This window comes from Pseudomonas granadensis (assembly GCF_900105485.1).
In the GTDB taxonomy this organism is placed as follows: domain Bacteria; phylum Pseudomonadota; class Gammaproteobacteria; order Pseudomonadales; family Pseudomonadaceae; genus Aquipseudomonas; species Aquipseudomonas granadensis.
This window is the reverse complement of sequence record NZ_LT629778.1, coordinates 4,916,505-4,935,000: the sequence shown is the minus strand read 5'-3', so window position 1 is coordinate 4,935,000 and position 18,496 is coordinate 4,916,505. Positions and strand designations below refer to the sequence as shown.

The window sequence follows — 18,496 nt, the reverse complement described above, 5'->3', positions numbered from 1 at the left end:
TCGGAGATAGCTGGTTCTCCTCGAAAGCTATTTAGGTAGCGCCTCATGTATCACTGTAGGGGGTAGAGCACTGTTTCGGCTAGGGGGTCATCCCGACTTACCAAACCGATGCAAACTCCGAATACCTACAAGTGCCGAGCATGGGAGACACACGGCGGGTGCTAACGTCCGTCGTGAAAAGGGAAACAACCCAGACCGTCAGCTAAGGTCCCAAAGTTATGGTTAAGTGGGAAACGATGTGGGAAGGCTTAGACAGCTAGGAGGTTGGCTTAGAAGCAGCCACCCTTTAAAGAAAGCGTAATAGCTCACTAGTCGAGTCGGCCTGCGCGGAAGATGTAACGGGGCTCAAACCATACACCGAAGCTACGGGTATCATCTTAGGATGATGCGGTAGAGGAGCGTTCTGTAAGCCTGTGAAGGTGAGTTGAGAAGCTTGCTGGAGGTATCAGAAGTGCGAATGCTGACATGAGTAACGACAATGGGTGTGAAAAACACCCACGCCGAAAGACCAAGGTTTCCTGCGCAACGTTAATCGACGCAGGGTTAGTCGGTCCCTAAGGCGAGGCTGAAAAGCGTAGTCGATGGAAAACAGGTTAATATTCCTGTACTTCTGGTTATTGCGATGGAGGGACGGAGAAGGCTAGGCCAGCTTGGCGTTGGTTGTCCAAGTTTAAGGTGGTAGGCTGAGATCTTAGGTAAATCCGGGATCTTAAGGCCGAGAGCTGATGACGAGTTACCCTTTGGGTGACGAAGTGGTTGATGCCATGCTTCCAAGAAAAGCTTCTAAGCTTCAGGTAACCAGGAACCGTACCCCAAACCGACACAGGTGGTTGGGTAGAGAATACCAAGGCGCTTGAGAGAACTCGGGTGAAGGAACTAGGCAAAATGGCACCGTAACTTCGGGAGAAGGTGCGCCGGTGAGGGTGAAGGACTTGCTCCGTAAGCTCATGCCGGTCGAAGATACCAGGCCGCTGCGACTGTTTATTAAAAACACAGCACTCTGCAAACACGAAAGTGGACGTATAGGGTGTGACGCCTGCCCGGTGCCGGAAGGTTAATTGATGGGGTTAGCTAACGCGAAGCTCTTGATCGAAGCCCCGGTAAACGGCGGCCGTAACTATAACGGTCCTAAGGTAGCGAAATTCCTTGTCGGGTAAGTTCCGACCTGCACGAATGGCGTAACGATGGCGGCGCTGTCTCCACCCGAGACTCAGTGAAATTGAAATCGCTGTGAAGATGCAGTGTATCCGCGGCTAGACGGAAAGACCCCGTGAACCTTTACTATAGCTTTGCACTGGACTTTGAATTTGCTTGTGTAGGATAGGTGGGAGGCTTTGAAGCGTGGACGCCAGTTCGCGTGGAGCCATCCTTGAAATACCACCCTGGCAACTTTGAGGTTCTAACTCAGGTCCGTTATCCGGATCGAGGACAGTGTATGGTGGGTAGTTTGACTGGGGCGGTCTCCTCCTAAAGAGTAACGGAGGAGTACGAAGGTGCGCTCAGACCGGTCGGAAATCGGTCGTAGAGTATAAAGGCAAAAGCGCGCTTGACTGCGAGACAGACACGTCGAGCAGGTACGAAAGTAGGTCTTAGTGATCCGGTGGTTCTGTATGGAAGGGCCATCGCTCAACGGATAAAAGGTACTCCGGGGATAACAGGCTGATACCGCCCAAGAGTTCATATCGACGGCGGTGTTTGGCACCTCGATGTCGGCTCATCACATCCTGGGGCTGAAGCCGGTCCCAAGGGTATGGCTGTTCGCCATTTAAAGTGGTACGCGAGCTGGGTTTAGAACGTCGTGAGACAGTTCGGTCCCTATCTGCCGTGGACGTTTGAGATTTGAGAGGGGCTGCTCCTAGTACGAGAGGACCGGAGTGGACGAACCTCTGGTGTTCCGGTTGTCACGCCAGTGGCATTGCCGGGTAGCTATGTTCGGGAAAGATAACCGCTGAAAGCATCTAAGCGGGAAACTTGCCTCAAGATGAGATCTCACTGGAACCTTGAGTTCCCTGAAGGGCCGTCGAAGACTACGACGTTGATAGGTTGGGTGTGTAAGCGCTGTGAGGCGTTGAGCTAACCAATACTAATTGCCCGTGAGGCTTGACCATATAACACCCAAGCAATTTGAGTCGAAGAGACCAGATTGCGGTGTGTGAAGACGAAACGAACCGAAAGTTCGAAACGCACAAACACCGAAAGCTGTCACATACCCAATTTGCTGAAGCGAGGCCATCTGGTCACGACTCAGTACCCGAATTTCTTGACGACCATAGAGCGTTGGAACCACCTGATCCCATCCCGAACTCAGCAGTGAAACGATGCATCGCCGATGGTAGTGTGGGGTTTCCCCATGTGAGAGTAGGTCATCGTCAAGATTAAATTCCGAAACCCCAATTGCGAAAGCAGTTGGGGTTTTGTTTTGCCTGCAAGAAATCGATGCGCTTGATTTCTATGCAATGGCCCGGTGCATGGCTATTATTCGGGCCTCATTGTGAGGCGAGACCTGCATGCTGACGTTGTTAAATCTCTTGAAGGACGGTCGATTCCATTCTGGCCAGGATCTGGGGGCTGCTCTGGGGATAAGTCGGAGCGCAGTATGGAAGCAGCTTCAGCACCTTGAGGCTGAACTTGGATTGTCCATCCATAAGGTTCGAGGGCGGGGCTATCAATTGGCTGCGCCATTGACTCTGCTCGACTCGGTGGAAATCTCCGCAACAGTGCCGAAGTGGCCGGTGACCGTGCTGGATTCAGTCGACTCGACAAATGCTGAAGCGCTACGCGCCATTGGCCAAGGTGCTTCCGCACCGTTTTTGGTTCTCGCTGAGCGGCAGGTCTCCGGCCGCGGGCGTAGAGGGCGTAAATGGGTCAGTCCGTTTGCTGAAAATCTTTATTACAGCCTCGTCCTGCGTATTGATGGTGGGATGCGCCAGCTTGAGGGGTTGAGTCTCGTCGTGGGTTTGGCTGTTATGCAGGCTCTGCGAAATTTCGATGTCTCCTCTGCCGGATTGAAATGGCCCAACGATGTTCTTGTCGGAAACAAGAAAGTCGCGGGGATCCTCCTTGAGCTCGTCGGCGATCCGGCGGATGTTTGTCATGTAGTGTTGGGCATTGGCATCAACGTGAACATGCAAAAGGCTGACGAAGTCGACCAGCAATGGACTTCGATACGGCTCGAATCCGGCAATAGTGTTGATCGTAATGCTTTGGTGGGGGAGTTGAGCGCACAGTTGAACTCCTATATCCAGCGCCATCAGTTGAAAGGCTTTTCTACGCTTCAAGCAGAATGGGAAGCCAATCATTTGTGGCAGGGTCGTTCGGTATCATTGATTGCAGGTTCAAACCAGATAGACGGCGTGGTAGTTGGAATAGATAGCCAGGGTGCGCTGCGGCTGAAGGTGGATGGGGTGGAGAAAGTCTTTAGTGGTGGTGAGCTCAGCCTGAGGTTGCGTGATGATTCTTGAGCTCGATTGTGGAAACAGCTTCATCAAGTGGCGAGTATTGAAATCTGCGTCTGGAGTCTTGTTTGCCGAGGGTGTCGTGGACTCTGATCTGGCATTGCTGGAGAGCTTGAAGGCTCTGGATGGGCTTGCCCTCCGCAGATGTCGCGTGGTCAGTGTCAGAACCGCTGAGGAAACAGATTCTCTGGTTGATGTTCTTGAGCGCGAGTTCGCTATTTCGGTAGTGCGCGCCACGTCCGCTCAGCAAATGTCCGGCGTCAGGAATGGTTACGAAGATTATCAGCGCCTGGGGCTCGATCGCTGGCTGGCCATGCTAGGCGGCTTCCACTTGGCATCGGGCAAGGCGTGCCTGGTACTCGATTTCGGTACAGCGGTGACGGCAGATTTCGTAGCGGCTGACGGTGAGCATCTGGGAGGCTTCATTTGTCCTGGAATGCCATTGATGCGAGATCAGTTGCGCACGCATACCCGGAAGATTCGCTATGGAGACCTGGCGGCTGAGCGCGCGCTGTCCAGCACTGCGCCAGGGCGCACAACTGTTGAGGCGGTGGAGCGCGGTTGTTCCTTGATGTTGCGAGGCTTTGTGTTGACCCAGATGGAAATTGCCCACGCGTCTTGGGGTGAGAATTTTGCAGTTTTCATAACGGGGGGTGATGCCCAGCTGGTGGCAGATGTTGCGCCTGAGGCTCGGGTCGTGCCGGACCTGGTATTCGTTGGGTTGGCTATGGCGTGTCCTTTTTCCTGAGGTTTGTATGCGTTGGTTGTTCCTCCTGTTAGTCGTTCTGAACGTTTTTTATTATGTCTGGCATCAGCAGGAGGCGCCTCTGCGGGCAAAGGATGTGACGCCTCTCAGCTTGTACCGCGGTTCCCAGCAAGACATTCGTTTACTAAGTGAGTCGAACGGTAATATGGGGGAGGGGCCAAAGGGGCAGGAGGGCCGGCGGCAAGACTGCTTGTTCCTCGGCGGCCTTGCCCGGCAGGAGTCGATTGCACGTCTTCAGCAACGTTTGGCGGGATTGGGGGTCGAGGTGCGGTCTTCGTCAAAAGATGTTTCGGGAGAGGGTTATTGGTTGTCTGTCGCGCCTCAGAGCCAGCGTTTATTGGGAGATGTCCAGCTGCAAAACCTTTCCAATGAATTCAATGAGTTAAAACATAAAATAATGCTGTGTGAGGGGGTTGCACCTGTTCAATAGTTTGCATAGAATGGCGCCCGCTCCACAGCGAAGACCTGAAGAGGTAGTTGAAGTGGGGTGGTGTCAATGCAGCTAACCTCAGGTTTTTAAATGAGAAAATGCTTGACAGGGGTTTGGTATGATATAGAATGCCGGCCTGATTAGGAGGGGTTCCCGAGCGGCCAAAGGGATCAGACTGTAAATCTGACGTCTACGACTTCGAAGGTTCGAATCCTTCTCCCTCCACCAGATTTAAGCGTGAGCTGCAGGCTCCGCGGGTATAGTTTAGTGGTAGAACCTCAGCCTTCCAAGCTGATGATGCGGGTTCGATTCCCGCTACCCGCTCCAAGTTTGCAGGTTGTGCAAAGTGTTTTGCTCTTGTAGCTCAGTTGGTAGAGCACACCCTTGGTAAGGGTGAGGTCAGCGGTTCAAATCCGCTCAAGAGCTCCATCTAACAAGGCAGATATGAAAATATCTGCCTTTGTTTTAATGGTTGATATTGTTTTTCTAATTCTTCTGTTTGAGGGTGATATCGATGGCTAAGGAAAAATTTGATCGTTCCCTGCCCCACGTCAACGTTGGGACCATTGGTCACGTTGACCACGGTAAAACCACTCTGACCGCTGCTTTGACTCGCGTCTGCTCCGAAGTTTTCGGTTCGGCCGTCGTTGAATTCGACAAGATCGACAGCGCTCCAGAAGAAAAAGCTCGCGGTATCACCATCAACACCGCTCATGTTGAGTACAACTCGACTATTCGTCACTACGCTCACGTTGACTGCCCAGGTCACGCTGACTACGTGAAGAACATGATCACCGGTGCTGCCCAGATGGACGGCGCGATCCTGGTTTGCTCGGCCGCTGATGGTCCGATGCCACAAACCCGTGAGCACATCCTGCTGTCCCGTCAGGTAGGCGTTCCGTACATCGTGGTTTTCCTGAACAAGGCTGACCTGGTAGACGACGCTGAGCTGCTGGAACTGGTTGAGATGGAAGTTCGTGACCTGCTGTCGACCTACGACTTCCCAGGTGACGACACTCCGATCATCATCGGTTCGGCTCGTATGGCGCTGGAAGGCAAAGACGACAACGAAATGGGCACCACTGCCGTTCGTAAACTGGTTGAAACTCTGGATACCTACATCCCAGAACCAGTTCGTATGATCGACAAGCCATTCCTGATGCCAATCGAAGACGTATTCTCGATCTCGGGTCGCGGTACTGTTGTGACTGGTCGTATCGAGCGCGGTATTGTTCGCGTTCAGGATGCGCTGGAAATCGTTGGTCTGCGTGACACCACCACCACCACCTGCACCGGTGTTGAGATGTTCCGCAAGCTGCTCGACGAAGGTCGTGCTGGCGAGAACTGCGGCGTTCTGCTGCGTGGTACCAAGCGTGACGACGTTGAGCGTGGCCAGGTTCTGGTCAAGCCAGGTTCGGTCAAGCCGCACACCAAGTTCACCGCAGAAGTTTACGTTCTGAGCAAGGAAGAAGGCGGTCGTCACACTCCGTTCTTCAAAGGCTACCGTCCACAGTTCTACTTCCGTACTACTGACGTGACTGGTAACTGCGAGCTGCCAGAAGGCGTTGAAATGGTAATGCCAGGTGACAACATTCAGATGACTGTTACCCTGATCAAAACCATCGCGATGGAAGACGGTCTGCGTTTCGCTATCCGTGAAGGCGGTCGTACCGTCGGCGCCGGCGTCGTAGCCAAAATCATCGAGTAAGTAGTTGTAATGTATTTTTCGGGCCGGCATAATGGTCGGCCTGATTTTGTTTTAGGTCAGTAGCTCAATTGGCAGAGCGACGGTCTCCAAAACCGTAGGTTGGGGGTTCGATTCCCTCCTGACCTGCCAGATTCACTCAGTGTGTCTGGCTTTCTTTTCACAGGATCTTCATAGATGACTCCTAAAGCTGAAGCTCAAGGCTCTCGCTTCGATCTGCTCAAGTGGCTTGTAGTTGTCGCTTTGGTGGTTGTTGGCGTTGTTGGCAATCAGTACTATTCTGCTTCGCCGATCCTGTACCGTGTACTCGCTTTGCTTGTCATTGCTGCTGTAGCTGCCTTTGTAGGCCTGCAGACTGCGAAGGGCAAGTCTTTCTTTGTACTGGTTAAGGAAGCTCGCACCGAGATTCGTAAAGTCGTGTGGCCAACTCGCCAAGAAACCACGCAGACCACCCTGATTGTGGTGGCTGTTGTTCTGGTTATGGCGTTGCTGTTGTGGGGTCTTGATTCCCTGCTCGGCTGGCTTGTTTCCTTGATTGTCGGCTAAGGGTGTCCCGTGGCTAAGCGTTGGTATGTTGTGCATGCTTACTCGGGTTACGAGAAGCATGTGATGCGCTCGCTGGTCGAGCGCGTAAAGCTGGCTGGCATGGAAGATGGCTTCGGCGAGATTCTGGTTCCCACTGAAGAAGTGGTTGAAATGCGTAATGGCCAGAAACGCAAAAGCGAACGCAAGTTCTTCCCTGGCTATGTGCTGGTCCAGATGGATATGAACGAGGGTACTTGGCACTTGGTCAAGGATACTCCTCGGGTGATGGGCTTTATTGGCGGTACCGCTGACAAGCCTGCACCCATCACTGATAAAGAGGCAGAAGCGATTCTGCGTCGTGTCGCTGATGGTAGCGACAAGCCGAAGCCGAAGACTCTGTTTGAGCCAGGTGAGACGGTACGCGTCAATGACGGTCCATTCGCTGATTTCAATGGCGTCGTCGAAGAAGTTAACTACGAAAAGAGCCGGATCCAGGTCGCGGTGCTCATTTTCGGTCGCTCTACTCCGGTGGAGCTCGAGTTCAGTCAGGTCGAAAAGGTCTAACTGGACAAGCAATCCCAACCCCGCAGCCCTAGGCTGTGGGGTTTTGTCGTCACTGGGATAAACGCGCAAGTAACCGGGGAGCCTTTCGAGGCGTTCGAACCCGTAATTGGAGTGCCTTATGGCCAAGAAGATTACCGCTTACATCAAGCTGCAAGTGAAGGCCGCTCAGGCTAACCCAAGCCCACCTGTTGGTCCTGCTCTGGGTCAGCACGGCGTGAACATCATGGAATTCTGCAAGGCCTTCAACGCCCGTACTCAGGGTCTTGAGCCAGGTCTGCCGACTCCAGTGATCATCACTGTCTACAGCGACCGCAGCTTCACTTTCGAAACCAAATCCACCCCTGCTTCGGTTCTGCTGAAGAAGGCGGCCGGTCTGACCAGCGGCTCCGCTCGTCCGAACACCGTTAAGGTTGGCACTGTTACCCGTGCTCAGCTGGAAGAAATCGCGAAAACCAAAAACGCGGATCTGACTGCAGCTGATATGGATGCAGCCGTGCGTACTATCGCCGGTTCTGCTCGTAGCATGGGCCTTAACGTGGAGGGTGTGTAATGGCTAAGCTGACCAAGCGTCAAAAGGCTATCGCCGGCAAAATCGAAGCAGGCAAGGCCTACAACATTGTAGACGCTGCCGCTCTGCTGGCTGAGCTGTCGACTGTCAAGTTCAGCGAGTCGTTCGACGTTGCTGTAAACCTGGGTGTTGACCCGCGTAAATCCGACCAGGTTGTTCGTAGCGCTACCGTGCTGCCACACGGCACTGGCAAGACTGTTCGCGTTGCTGTGTTCACTCAGGGTCCAGCTGCTGAGGCCGCTTTGGCTGCCGGCGCTGACCGTGTAGGCATGGACGATCTGGCTGCCGAAATGAAAGGCGGCGACCTGAACTACGACGTAGTGATCGCATCCCCGGATGCAATGCGCGTTGTAGGTCAGTTGGGTCAGATCCTCGGTCCACGTGGTCTGATGCCTAACCCTAAGGTTGGTACCGTGACTCCAGACGTAGCCACCGCGGTTAAAAACGCCAAGGCTGGTCAGGTTCGTTATCGCACCGACAAAAACGGCATCATCCACACCTCCGTTGGCAAAATCGGTTTCGACGCCGTCAAGCTGAAGGAAAACGTTGAAGCCCTGATCGCTGACCTGAAGCGTATCAAGCCAGCTTCTTCGAAAGGTATCTACGTCAAGCGCGTTACCCTGAGCACCACTATGGGCCCAGGTCTGGTTATCGACCAGAGCTCGCTGGACGCGTAAGACACAAATTGGCGCGAGAGATTGCGTCAATTGAAAAATTGGGGTCCCTGCCTGGCGGGGGCTATCCAAGACCGTAGGCGACGCAAGTCTTAAACCATCAGCCTACGCAGATGGTGCTCCCGGTTCCTTACCGAATCAGACACCAAAACGACATTCGGTTTCGATCGAATGAAACGGTAACAAGCAGGAGTTAAACCCGTGGCAATTAATCTCGAAGACAAGAAGGCCATCGTCGCTGAAGTCAACGAGGCTGCCAAAGTCGCTCTGTCCGCTGTCGTGGTTGATGCACGTGGCGTAACAGTAGGCGCAATGACCGGACTCCGTAAAGAGGCTCGTGAAGCTGGCGTTTACGTACGTGTTGTACGTAACACCCTGCTCAAGCGCGCTGTTGCTGACACTCAATACAGTGTCCTCAACGACGTGTTCACCGGCCCGACCCTGATTGCATTCTCCAACGAACATCCGGGCGCTGCTGCCCGTATCTTCAAAGAGTTTGCCAAGGGTCAGGACAAGTTCGAGATCAAGGCAGCTGCGTTCGAGGGCAAGTTCCTCGCAGCTAATCAGATCGACGTACTGGCAACTCTGCCGACCCGTGACGAAGCAATTTCCCAGCTGATGAGCGTGATTCAAGGCGCTACCAGCAAATTGGCTCGTACTCTGGCGGCAATTCGCGACCAGAAAGAAGCTGCCGCAGCCTAAGGCTCGTCAACTTCTCGCGTTTTTTGTTTATTTCGATGGTCGCGTAGGCCGTCCCCCAATTCAGGAATTGAGTCATGTCTCTGACTAACGAACAAATCATCGAAGCAATCGGCCAGAAATCCGTAGTGGAAATCGTTGAGCTGATCAAAGCGATGGAAGAAACCTTCGGTGTTACCGCTGCTGCCGCTTCGGCTGGCCCAGCTGTAGCTGCTGCTGCTGTTGAAGAGCAAACCGAGTTCAACGTTGTTCTGCTGGAAGCTGGCGAGAAGAAGGTTAACGTGATCAAGGCAGTTCGTGAACTGACCGGTCTGGGCCTGAAAGAAGCCAAAGAGAAAGTAGACGGCGCTCCTCAGGTTGTAGCTGAAGGCGTTTCGAAAGAAGCGGCTGAAGACGCCAAGAAGAAGCTGGAAGAAGCGGGCGCTAAAGTCGAGCTGAAGTAAGCATCGACTTTGCTCCTCCAGCCCGAGCGTCAAGCGACAGGCTGATGGCTGGTGGCTCTTGCCACCGGCCTTTTTCCGTTATTGGCAGCCGACTGGGTCGGTGCTGATAAAGGCGCTGTAACCACCCGATGCGGTGGCGCAAACCATGGGGTTTGCACGATTTTCTGGCTGCTCCCGTCGGGAGGGGCCAAACAAGCAGGTGACCAAGCTGGGGAACGCTGATGGCTTACTCATATACTGAGAAAAAACGTATCCGCAAGGACTTTAGCAAGTTGCCGGACGTCATGGATGTGCCTTACCTCCTGGCCATCCAGCTGGATTCGTATCGTGAATTCTTGCAAGCGGGAGCGACTAAAGATCAGTTCCGCGACGTGGGCCTGCATGCGGCCTTCAAATCCGTTTTCCCGATCATCAGCTACTCCGGCAATGCTGCGCTGGAGTACGTCGGTTATCGTCTGGGCGAACCGGCATTTGATGTCAAAGAATGCGTATTGCGCGGTGTAACTTTCGCCGTACCTTTGCGGGTAAAAGTGCGCCTGATCATTTTCGACAAAGAATCGTCGAACAAAGCGATCAAGGACATCAAAGAGCAAGAAGTCTACATGGGTGAAATCCCCCTGATGACTGAGAACGGTACCTTCGTAATCAACGGTACAGAGCGTGTAATCGTTTCCCAGCTGCACCGTTCCCCGGGCGTGTTCTTCGACCACGACCGCGGCAAGACGCATAGCTCCGGCAAACTGCTGTACTCCGCGCGCATCATTCCTTACCGCGGTTCGTGGCTGGACTTCGAGTTCGACCCGAAAGACTGCGTGTTCGTGCGTATCGACCGTCGTCGCAAGCTGCCGGCATCCGTGCTGCTGCGCGCGCTCGGCTATACCACCGAAGAAGTGCTCGACGCGTTCTACACCACCAACGTTTTCCACCTGAGCGGCGAAACCCTCAGCCTGGAACTGGTGCCGTCGCGCCTGCGTGGCGAGATCGCAGTTCTGGACATCCAGGACGAAAAGGGCAAGGTCATCGTTGAAGCAGGCCGCCGTATTACCGCGCGCCACATCAACCAGATCGAAAAAGCCGGCATCAAGACACTGGAAGTGCCTCTGGACTACGTTCTGGGTCGCACCACCGCCAAGGTCATCGTGCATCCGGCTACCGGCGAAATCCTGGCTGAGTGCAACACCGAGCTGAACACCGAAGTCCTGGCAAAAATTGCCAAGGCCGGCGTTGTACGCATCGAGACTCTGTACACCAACGACATCGACTGCGGTCCGTTCGTCTCCGACACGCTGAAGATCGACTCCACCAGCAACCAATTGGAAGCGCTGGTCGAGATCTATCGCATGATGCGTCCAGGCGAGCCGCCAACCAAAGACGCAGCCGAAACCCTGTTCAACAACCTGTTCTTCAGCCCTGAGCGCTATGACCTGTCTGCGGTCGGCCGGATGAAGTTCAACCGTCGTATCGGTCGTACCGAGATCGAAGGTTCGGGCGTGCTGTGCAAGGAAGACATCGTCGCGGTGCTGAAGACTCTGGTCGACATCCGCAACGGTAAAGGCATTGTCGATGACATCGACCACCTGGGTAACCGTCGTGTTCGCTGCGTAGGCGAAATGGCCGAGAACCAGTTCCGCGTTGGCCTGGTACGTGTTGAGCGTGCGGTCAAAGAGCGTCTGTCGATGGCTGAAAGCGAAGGCCTGATGCCGCAAGACCTGATCAACGCCAAGCCAGTGGCTGCGGCGGTGAAAGAGTTCTTCGGTTCCAGCCAGCTCTCGCAGTTCATGGACCAGAACAACCCGCTGTCCGAGATCACCCACAAGCGTCGTGTCTCTGCACTCGGCCCTGGCGGTCTGACGCGTGAGCGCGCTGGCTTCGAAGTCCGTGACGTACACCCGACTCACTACGGTCGTGTCTGCCCGATTGAAACGCCGGAAGGTCCGAACATCGGTCTGATCAACTCCCTGGCTGCGTACGCTCGCACCAACCAGTACGGCTTCCTGGAAAGCCCGTACCGCGTGGTGAAAGAGGGTGTGGTCACCGACGAGATCGTGTTCCTGTCCGCCATTGAAGAAGCCGATCACGTGATCGCGCAGGCTTCGGCGACCATGAACGAGCAGAAAGTCCTGATCGACGAACTGGTTGCCGTACGTCACCTGAACGAATTCACCGTCAAGGCGCCTGAAGAAGTCACCTTGATGGACGTTTCGCCGAAGCAGGTAGTTTCGGTTGCAGCGTCGCTGATTCCGTTTCTCGAGCACGACGACGCCAACCGTGCGTTGATGGGTTCGAACATGCAGCGTCAAGCTGTACCAACCTTGCGCGCTGACAAGCCGCTGGTCGGTACCGGCATGGAGCGTAACGTAGCCCGTGACTCCGGCGTTTGCGTCGTGGCTCGTCGTGGCGGCGTGATCGATTCCGTCGACGCCAGCCGTATCGTGGTTCGTGTTGCTGATGACGAAGTTGAAACCGGCGAAGCTGGTGTCGACATCTACAACCTGACCAAATACACCCGCTCGAACCAGAACACCTGCATTAACCAGCGTCCGCTGGTGAGCAAGGGCGATCGCGTTCAGCGTAGCGACATCATGGCCGACGGCCCGTCCACCGACATGGGTGAACTGGCTCTGGGTCAGAACATGCGCATCGCGTTCATGGCGTGGAACGGCTTCAACTTCGAAGACTCCATCTGCCTGTCCGAGCGTGTGGTTCAGGAAGACCGCTTCACCACGATCCACATTCAGGAACTGACCTGTGTGGCCCGTGACACCAAGCTTGGCCCAGAGGAAATCACTGCGGACATCCCGAACGTGGGTGAAGCTGCACTGAACAAGCTGGACGAAGCCGGTATCGTTTACGTAGGTGCTGAAGTAGGCGCAGGCGACATCCTGGTCGGCAAGGTCACTCCGAAAGGCGAGACCCAGCTGACGCCGGAAGAAAAACTGCTGCGTGCGATCTTCGGTGAAAAAGCCAGCGACGTTAAGGACACCTCCCTGCGCGTGCCAACCGGCACCAAAGGTACTGTCATCGACGTACAGGTCTTCACTCGTGACGGCGTTGAGCGTGATGCTCGTGCTCTGTCGATCGAGAAGTCCCAGCTGGACGAGATCCGCAAGGATCTGAACGAAGAGTTCCGCATCGTTGAAGGCGCGACTTTCGAACGTCTGCGTTCCGCTCTGGTAGGCCACAAGGCTGAAGGCGGCGCGGGTCTGAAGAAAGGCCAGGACATCACCGACGAAGTACTCGACGGTCTCGAGCACGGCCAGTGGTTCAAACTGCGCATGGCTGAAGATGCTCTGAACGAGCAGCTCGAGAAGGCTCAGGCCTACATCGTTGATCGTCGCCGTCTGCTGGACGACAAGTTCGAAGACAAGAAGCGCAAACTGCAGCAGGGCGATGACCTGGCTCCAGGCGTGCTGAAAATCGTCAAGGTTTACCTGGCAATCCGTCGTCGCATCCAGCCGGGCGACAAGATGGCCGGTCGTCACGGTAACAAAGGTGTGGTCTCCGTGATCATGCCGGTTGAAGACATGCCGCACGATGCCAATGGCACCCCGGTCGACGTGGTCCTCAACCCGCTGGGCGTACCTTCGCGTATGAACGTTGGTCAGATCCTCGAAACCCACCTGGGCCTCGCGGCCAAAGGTCTGGGCGAGAAGATCAACCGGATGGTCGAAGAGCAGCGTAAAGTCGCTGAACTGCGCACCTTCCTGGACGAGATCTACAACCAGATCGGCGGTCGTAACGAAGATCTGGACAGCTTCTCCGATCAGGAAATCCTGGATCTGGCGAAGAACCTGCGTGGCGGCGTTCCAATGGCCACTCCAGTGTTCGACGGCGCCAAGGAAAGCGAAATCAAGGCCATGCTGAAACTGGCAGACCTGCCGGAAAGCGGCCAGATGCAGCTGACCGACGGCCGTACCGGCAACAAGTTCGAGCGTCCAGTTACCGTTGGCTACATGTACATGCTGAAGCTGAACCACTTGGTAGACGACAAGATGCACGCGCGTTCTACCGGTTCGTACAGCCTGGTTACCCAGCAGCCGCTGGGTGGTAAGGCGCAGTTCGGTGGTCAGCGTTTCGGGGAGATGGAGGTCTGGGCACTGGAAGCATACGGTGCTGCATACACTCTGCAAGAAATGCTCACAGTGAAGTCGGACGATGTGAACGGCCGTACCAAGATGTACAAGAACATCGTGGATGGCGATCACCGTATGGAGCCGGGCATGCCCGAGTCCTTCAACGTGTTGATCAAGGAAATTCGTTCCCTCGGCATCGATATCGATCTGGAAACCGAATAACACGTGACGCGAATCGAGAGCGGGGCAGGATTGCCCGCTCTCTGCTCCGCCAGGAGGAAAGGCCTTGAAAGACCTACTGAATTTGCTGAAAAACCAGGGTCAAGTCGAAGAGTTCGACGCCATCCGTATCGGATTGGCATCGCCTGAGATGATCCGTTCGTGGTCGTTCGGTGAAGTTAAAAAGCCGGAAACCATCAACTACCGTACGTTCAAACCTGAGCGTGACGGCCTGTTCTGCGCCAAGATCTTTGGCCCGGTAAAGGATTACGAGTGCCTGTGCGGTAAGTACAAGCGCTTGAAGCACCGTGGTGTGATCTGCGAGAAGTGCGGCGTTGAAGTTGCACTGGCCAAGGTTCGTCGTGAGCGCATGGCGCACATCGAACTGGCGTCGCCGGTTGCCCACATCTGGTTCCTGAAATCGCTGCCGTCGCGTATCGGCTTGCTGATGGACATGACCCTGCGTGATATCGAACGCGTTCTCTACTTTGAGAGCTATGTCGTTATCGATCCAGGCATGACCACCCTTGAAAAAGGTCAGCTGCTGAACGACGAGCAGTACTTCGAAGCGCTGGAAGAGTTCGGTGACGACTTCGACGCCCGCATGGGTGCTGAAGCTGTCCGTGAACTGCTGCACGCTATCGACCTGGAACACGAGATTGGCCGTCTGCGCGAAGAAATTCCGCAAACCAACTCCGAAACCAAGATCAAGAAGCTGTCCAAGCGTCTGAAGTTGATGGAAGCCTTCCAGGGTTCCGGCAACCTGCCAGAGTGGATGGTGCTGACCGTTCTGCCGGTTCTGCCGCCAGATCTGCGTCCACTGGTCCCGCTGGATGGCGGTCGTTTCGCGACTTCCGACCTCAACGATCTGTATCGTCGAGTGATCAACCGTAACAACCGTTTGAAGCGCCTGCTGGATCTGTCCGCTCCGGACATCATCGTGCGCAACGAAAAGCGTATGTTGCAGGAAGCTGTCGATGCACTGCTCGACAACGGTCGTCGTGGCCGCGCTATCACCGGTTCCAACAAGCGTCCTCTGAAATCCCTGGCTGACATGATCAAGGGTAAGCAGGGTCGTTTCCGTCAGAACTTGCTCGGTAAGCGTGTTGACTACTCCGGTCGTTCGGTAATTACCGTAGGCCCGACCCTGCGTCTGCACCAGTGCGGTCTGCCGAAGAAGATGGCTCTCGAGCTGTTCAAGCCGTTCATTTTCGGCAAGCTGGAAATGCGCGGTCTCGCGACCACCATCAAAGCGGCCAAGAAAATGGTCGAGCGTGAGCTGCCAGAGGTTTGGGACGTTCTAGCTGAAGTGATTCGCGAACACCCGGTCCTGCTCAACCGTGCACCGACCCTTCACCGTCTGGGTATCCAGGCGTTTGAACCGGTTCTGATCGAAGGTAAGGCTATCCAGCTGCACCCGCTGGTCTGCGCCGCGTACAACGCCGACTTCGACGGCGACCAGATGGCCGTGCACGTACCGCTGACACTGGAAGCCCAGTTGGAAGCGCGTGCGTTGATGATGTCGACCAACAACATTCTGTCGCCAGCCAACGGTGAGCCAATCATCGTTCCGTCGCAGGACGTTGTATTGGGTCTGTACTACATGACCCGTGAAGCGATCAACGCCAAAGGCGAAGGTCGTGTATTCGCGGATCTGCAGGAAGTTGACCGTGTGTTCCGTGCCGGCGAAGCCGCACTGCACGCCAAGGTCAAGGTTCGTATCAACGAAACCGTCAACGACCGTGACGGCAACAGCGTGAGCGGTACCCGTATCGTCGACACCACTGTCGGCCGTGCGCTGCTGTTCCAGGTTGTGCCAAAAGGTCTGTCGTTCGACGTCGTCAACCTGCCGATGAAGAAAAAGGCGATCTCCAAGCTGATCAACCAGTGCTACCGCGTGGTTGGTTTGAAAGAGACCGTGATCTTCGCTGACCAGTTGATGTACACCGGTTTCGCGTACTCGACCATCTCCGGCGTTTCCATCGGTGTTAACGACTTCGTTATCCCGGATGAAAAAGCCCGCATCATCGGTGCTGCCACCGACGAAGTGAAAGAGATCGAGAGCCAGTACGCCTCCGGCCTGGTAACCCAGGGCGAGAAGTACAACAAAGTGATCGACCTCTGGTCGAAAGCGAACGACGAAGTTTCCAAGGCAATGATGGCCAACCTCTCGAAAGAGAAGGTTATCGACCGTCACGGCGTTGAAGTCGATCAAGAGTCGTTCAACTCGATGTACATGATGGCCGACTCGGGTGCGCGGGGTTCCGCAGCACAGATTCGTCAGTTGGCCGGTATGCGTGGTCTGATGGCCAAGCCGGACGGTTCCATCATTGAAACGCCGATTACTGCGAACTTCCGTGAAGGTTTGAGCGTACTTCAGTACTTCATCTCGACTCACGGTGCTCGTAAAGGTCTGGCGGATACCGCGTTGAAAACTGCGAACTCCGGTTACCTGACTCGTCGTCTGGTAGACGTGGCGCAGGATCTGGTTGTAACCGAGATCGATTGCGGCACTGAACACGGTCTGCTGATGACTCCGCACATTGAAGGCGGTGACGTTGTAGAGCCGTTGGGTGAGCGCGTATTGGGTCGTGTTATTGCCCGTGACGTATTCAAGCCAGGTACCGAGGACGTTATCGTTCCTGCCGGTACTCTGGTCGACGAGAAGTGGGTTGAATTCATCGAGCTGAACAGCATCGACGAAGTGATCGTGCGTTCGCCGATCAGCTGCGAAACCCGCTATGGCATTTGCGCCAAGTGCTACGGCCGTGATCTGGCGCGTGGTCACCAGGTGAACATCGGTGAAGCGGTCGGCGTTATCGCTGCCCAGTCCATCGGTGAGCCGGGTACCCAGCTGACCATGCGTACGTTCCACATCGGTGGTGCGGCAAGCCGTACTTCTGCAGCCGACAGCGTTCAGGTGAAGAATGGCGGTACCGTCCGTCTGCACAACCTGAAGCACGTTGAGCGAGTGGATGGCCACTTGGTAGCTGTGTCCCGTTCCGGTGAGCTGGCGATCGCTGATGACTTCGGTCGTGAGCGCGAGCGTTACAAGCTGCCGTACGGTGCCGTGATTTCGGTTAAAGAGGGTGACAAGGTCGACGCTGGCGCCATCGTGGCCAAGTGGGATCCGCACACTCACCCGATCGTTACCGAAATGAAAGGTACCGTGACCTACGTGGGCATGGAAGAAGGCATCACGATCAAGCGTCAGACTGACGAATTGACCGGTATGACCAACATTGAAGTACTCGACGCGAAAGATCGTCCAGCTGCGGGCAAGGAAATTCGTCCTGCAGTGAAGATGGTTGACGACAACGGCAAGGATCTGTTGCTGCCAGGCACTGACGTTATCGCTCAGTACTTCCTGCCAGCCAACGCCCTGGTCGGTGTGGCTGACGGTGCGAAGATTGCGATCGGTGATGTTATCGCTCGTATCCCGCAGGAAACTTCGAAGACTCGTGACATCACCGGTGGTCTGCCGCGTGTTGCCGACCTGTTCGAAGCCCGTCGTCCGAAAGAAGCGTCGATTCTGGCTGAAGTCAGCGGCACCATCGCGTTCGGTAAAGAGACCAAGGGCAAGCGCCGTCTGGTCATTACCCCGAACGACGGTAGCGATCCGTACGAAGAGCTGATTCCGAAGTGGCGTCACCTGAACGTGTTCGAAGGCGAACAGGTAAACCGTGGCGAAGTTATCTCCGACGGTCCGAGCGATCCACACGACATCCTGCGTCTGCTGGGTGTAAGTGCGCTGGCCAAGTACATCGTCAACGAGATCCAGGACGTTTACCGTCTGCAAGGCGTGAAGATCAACGACAAGCACATCGAGACCATCCTGCGTCAGATGCTGCGTAAAGTTGAGATCTCCGAGTCCGGCGACTCCAGCTTCATCAAGGGCGACCAGATGGAACTGACTCACGTTCTGGTAGAGAACGAGCGTCTGAGCACGGAAGACAAGTTTGTCTCCAAGTTCACTCGCGTTCTGCTGGGTATCACCAAGGCGTCGTTGTCCACCGAATCGTTCATCTCGGCGGCTTCCTTCCAGGAAACCACCCGCGTACTGACCGAAGCGGCAGTCACCGGCAAGCGCGATTACCTGCGCGGCCTGAAAGAAAACGTTGTCGTGGGTCGTTTGATCCCGGCGGGTACCGGTCTGGCTTATCACAGCGAGCGCAAGCGTCGCCGTGATGCAGACAAACCGTTGCGCGTAAGCGCCAGTGAAGTGGAAGCTGCACTGACCGAAGCGCTGAACTCGAGCGGTAACTGAGTTCTGCGGTAATTGAGCGTAAGGCCCTGATCGCTCCGTTCGTCGAATCGAGACATTTAGTCAAGGTTCGACGGGCGGGGAGGTCGGGGCCTTGCCTTGACTGGGACC

At 55.3% G+C, this 18,496-nt stretch carries 12 protein-coding genes, 4 tRNA genes and 2 rRNA genes (1 of these 18 running past the window's edge); all 18 read left to right on the top strand.

Annotation, left to right across the window (positions count from 1 at the left end):
• Positions 1–2,108: ribosomal RNA gene (locus BLU52_RS22010) — 23S ribosomal RNA — on the top strand; it begins 786 nt to the left of the window's first position.
• A gap of 151 nt (positions 2,109–2,259) precedes the next feature.
• A 5S ribosomal RNA gene (rrf, locus tag BLU52_RS22005) occupies positions 2,260–2,375 on the top strand.
• 132 nt (positions 2,376–2,507) lie between these two features.
• Positions 2,508–3,461 carry a bifunctional biotin--[acetyl-CoA-carboxylase] ligase/biotin operon repressor BirA gene (gene birA / locus BLU52_RS22000; RefSeq protein WP_090286782.1) on the top strand — a complete coding sequence of 318 codons (954 nt, stop codon included), beginning with the start codon at positions 2,508–2,510 and terminating at the stop codon, positions 3,459–3,461.
• Entirely contained in the window at positions 3,451–4,203 is a 753-nt protein-coding gene (locus BLU52_RS21995; protein ID WP_090286780.1) for a pantothenate kinase, read from the top strand. Before birA ends, BLU52_RS21995 begins: the two co-directional genes overlap by 11 nt.
• 7 nt (positions 4,204–4,210) lie before the next feature.
• Positions 4,211–4,651, top strand: coding sequence for a hypothetical protein (locus tag BLU52_RS21990; RefSeq protein ID WP_090286778.1), 441 nt, complete (start codon positions 4,211–4,213; stop codon positions 4,649–4,651).
• Between the two features lie 143 nt (positions 4,652–4,794).
• Positions 4,795–4,879: transfer RNA gene (locus tag BLU52_RS21985), tRNA-Tyr, on the top strand.
• Between the two features lie 25 nt (positions 4,880–4,904).
• Positions 4,905–4,978 (top strand) — tRNA-Gly (locus BLU52_RS21980).
• A gap of 26 nt (positions 4,979–5,004) precedes the next feature.
• Positions 5,005–5,080: transfer RNA gene (locus BLU52_RS21975), tRNA-Thr, on the top strand.
• An 85-nt stretch (positions 5,081–5,165) separates the two neighbouring features.
• Positions 5,166–6,359 (top strand): elongation factor Tu, encoded by a 1,194-nt coding sequence (gene tuf / locus BLU52_RS21970; protein WP_024014521.1) that lies wholly within the window; start codon positions 5,166–5,168, stop codon positions 6,357–6,359.
• A 53-nt stretch (positions 6,360–6,412) separates the two neighbouring features.
• Positions 6,413–6,488 (top strand) — tRNA-Trp (locus tag BLU52_RS21965).
• 45 nt (positions 6,489–6,533) lie between these two features.
• Positions 6,534–6,902, top strand: coding sequence for a preprotein translocase subunit SecE (gene secE / locus BLU52_RS21960; protein ID WP_007916493.1), 369 nt, complete (start codon positions 6,534–6,536; stop codon positions 6,900–6,902).
• A 9-nt stretch (positions 6,903–6,911) separates the two neighbouring features.
• A complete protein-coding gene (gene nusG, locus BLU52_RS21955; protein ID WP_007916492.1) occupies positions 6,912–7,445 on the top strand; it encodes a transcription termination/antitermination protein NusG in 534 nt (177 codons plus the stop codon).
• A gap of 118 nt (positions 7,446–7,563) precedes the next feature.
• Positions 7,564–7,995 carry a 50S ribosomal protein L11 gene (rplK, locus tag BLU52_RS21950; RefSeq protein ID WP_003176435.1) on the top strand — a complete coding sequence of 144 codons (432 nt, stop codon included), beginning with the start codon at positions 7,564–7,566 and terminating at the stop codon, positions 7,993–7,995.
• On the top strand, positions 7,995–8,690 hold the full coding sequence (gene rplA / locus BLU52_RS21945; protein WP_003228754.1) for a 50S ribosomal protein L1: 696 nt from the start codon (positions 7,995–7,997) through the stop codon (positions 8,688–8,690). The genes rplK and rplA overlap by 1 nt, the downstream gene beginning before the upstream one ends.
• 198 nt (positions 8,691–8,888) lie before the next feature.
• Positions 8,889–9,389, top strand: a complete 501-nt coding sequence (gene rplJ, locus BLU52_RS21940; protein WP_008081912.1) for a 50S ribosomal protein L10 — start codon at positions 8,889–8,891, stop codon at positions 9,387–9,389.
• 74 nt (positions 9,390–9,463) lie between these two features.
• Positions 9,464–9,829 (top strand): 50S ribosomal protein L7/L12, encoded by a 366-nt coding sequence (gene rplL, locus BLU52_RS21935; protein ID WP_007962228.1) that lies wholly within the window; start codon positions 9,464–9,466, stop codon positions 9,827–9,829.
• A gap of 221 nt (positions 9,830–10,050) precedes the next feature.
• Positions 10,051–14,124 carry a DNA-directed RNA polymerase subunit beta gene (gene rpoB / locus BLU52_RS21930; protein WP_090286776.1) on the top strand — a complete coding sequence of 1,358 codons (4,074 nt, stop codon included), beginning with the start codon at positions 10,051–10,053 and terminating at the stop codon, positions 14,122–14,124.
• 64 nt (positions 14,125–14,188) lie between these two features.
• The gene (gene rpoC, locus BLU52_RS21925) at positions 14,189–18,388 is read left to right on the top strand and encodes a DNA-directed RNA polymerase subunit beta' (protein WP_090286774.1); all 4,200 of its coding nucleotides are present in this window, start codon (positions 14,189–14,191) and stop codon (positions 18,386–18,388) included.
• Positions 18,389–18,496: the final 108 nt, after the last annotated feature.

Coding starts and splice junctions, on each gene's coding strand:
- rplL (WP_007962228.1), top strand. CDS start 9,464: ATGTCTCTGACTAACGAACAAATCATCGAAGCAATCGGCCAGAAATCC.
- rplK (WP_003176435.1), top strand. CDS start 7,564: ATGGCCAAGAAGATTACCGCTTACATCAAGCTGCAAGTGAAGGCCGCT.
- rpoB (WP_090286776.1), top strand. CDS start 10,051: ATGGCTTACTCATATACTGAGAAAAAACGTATCCGCAAGGACTTTAGC.
- rplA (WP_003228754.1), top strand. CDS start 7,995: ATGGCTAAGCTGACCAAGCGTCAAAAGGCTATCGCCGGCAAAATCGAA.
- BLU52_RS21990 (WP_090286778.1), top strand. CDS start 4,211: ATGCGTTGGTTGTTCCTCCTGTTAGTCGTTCTGAACGTTTTTTATTAT.
- tuf (WP_024014521.1), top strand. CDS start 5,166: ATGGCTAAGGAAAAATTTGATCGTTCCCTGCCCCACGTCAACGTTGGG.
- BLU52_RS21995 (WP_090286780.1), top strand. CDS start 3,451: ATGATTCTTGAGCTCGATTGTGGAAACAGCTTCATCAAGTGGCGAGTA.
- birA (WP_090286782.1), top strand. CDS start 2,508: ATGCTGACGTTGTTAAATCTCTTGAAGGACGGTCGATTCCATTCTGGC.
- secE (WP_007916493.1), top strand. CDS start 6,534: ATGACTCCTAAAGCTGAAGCTCAAGGCTCTCGCTTCGATCTGCTCAAG.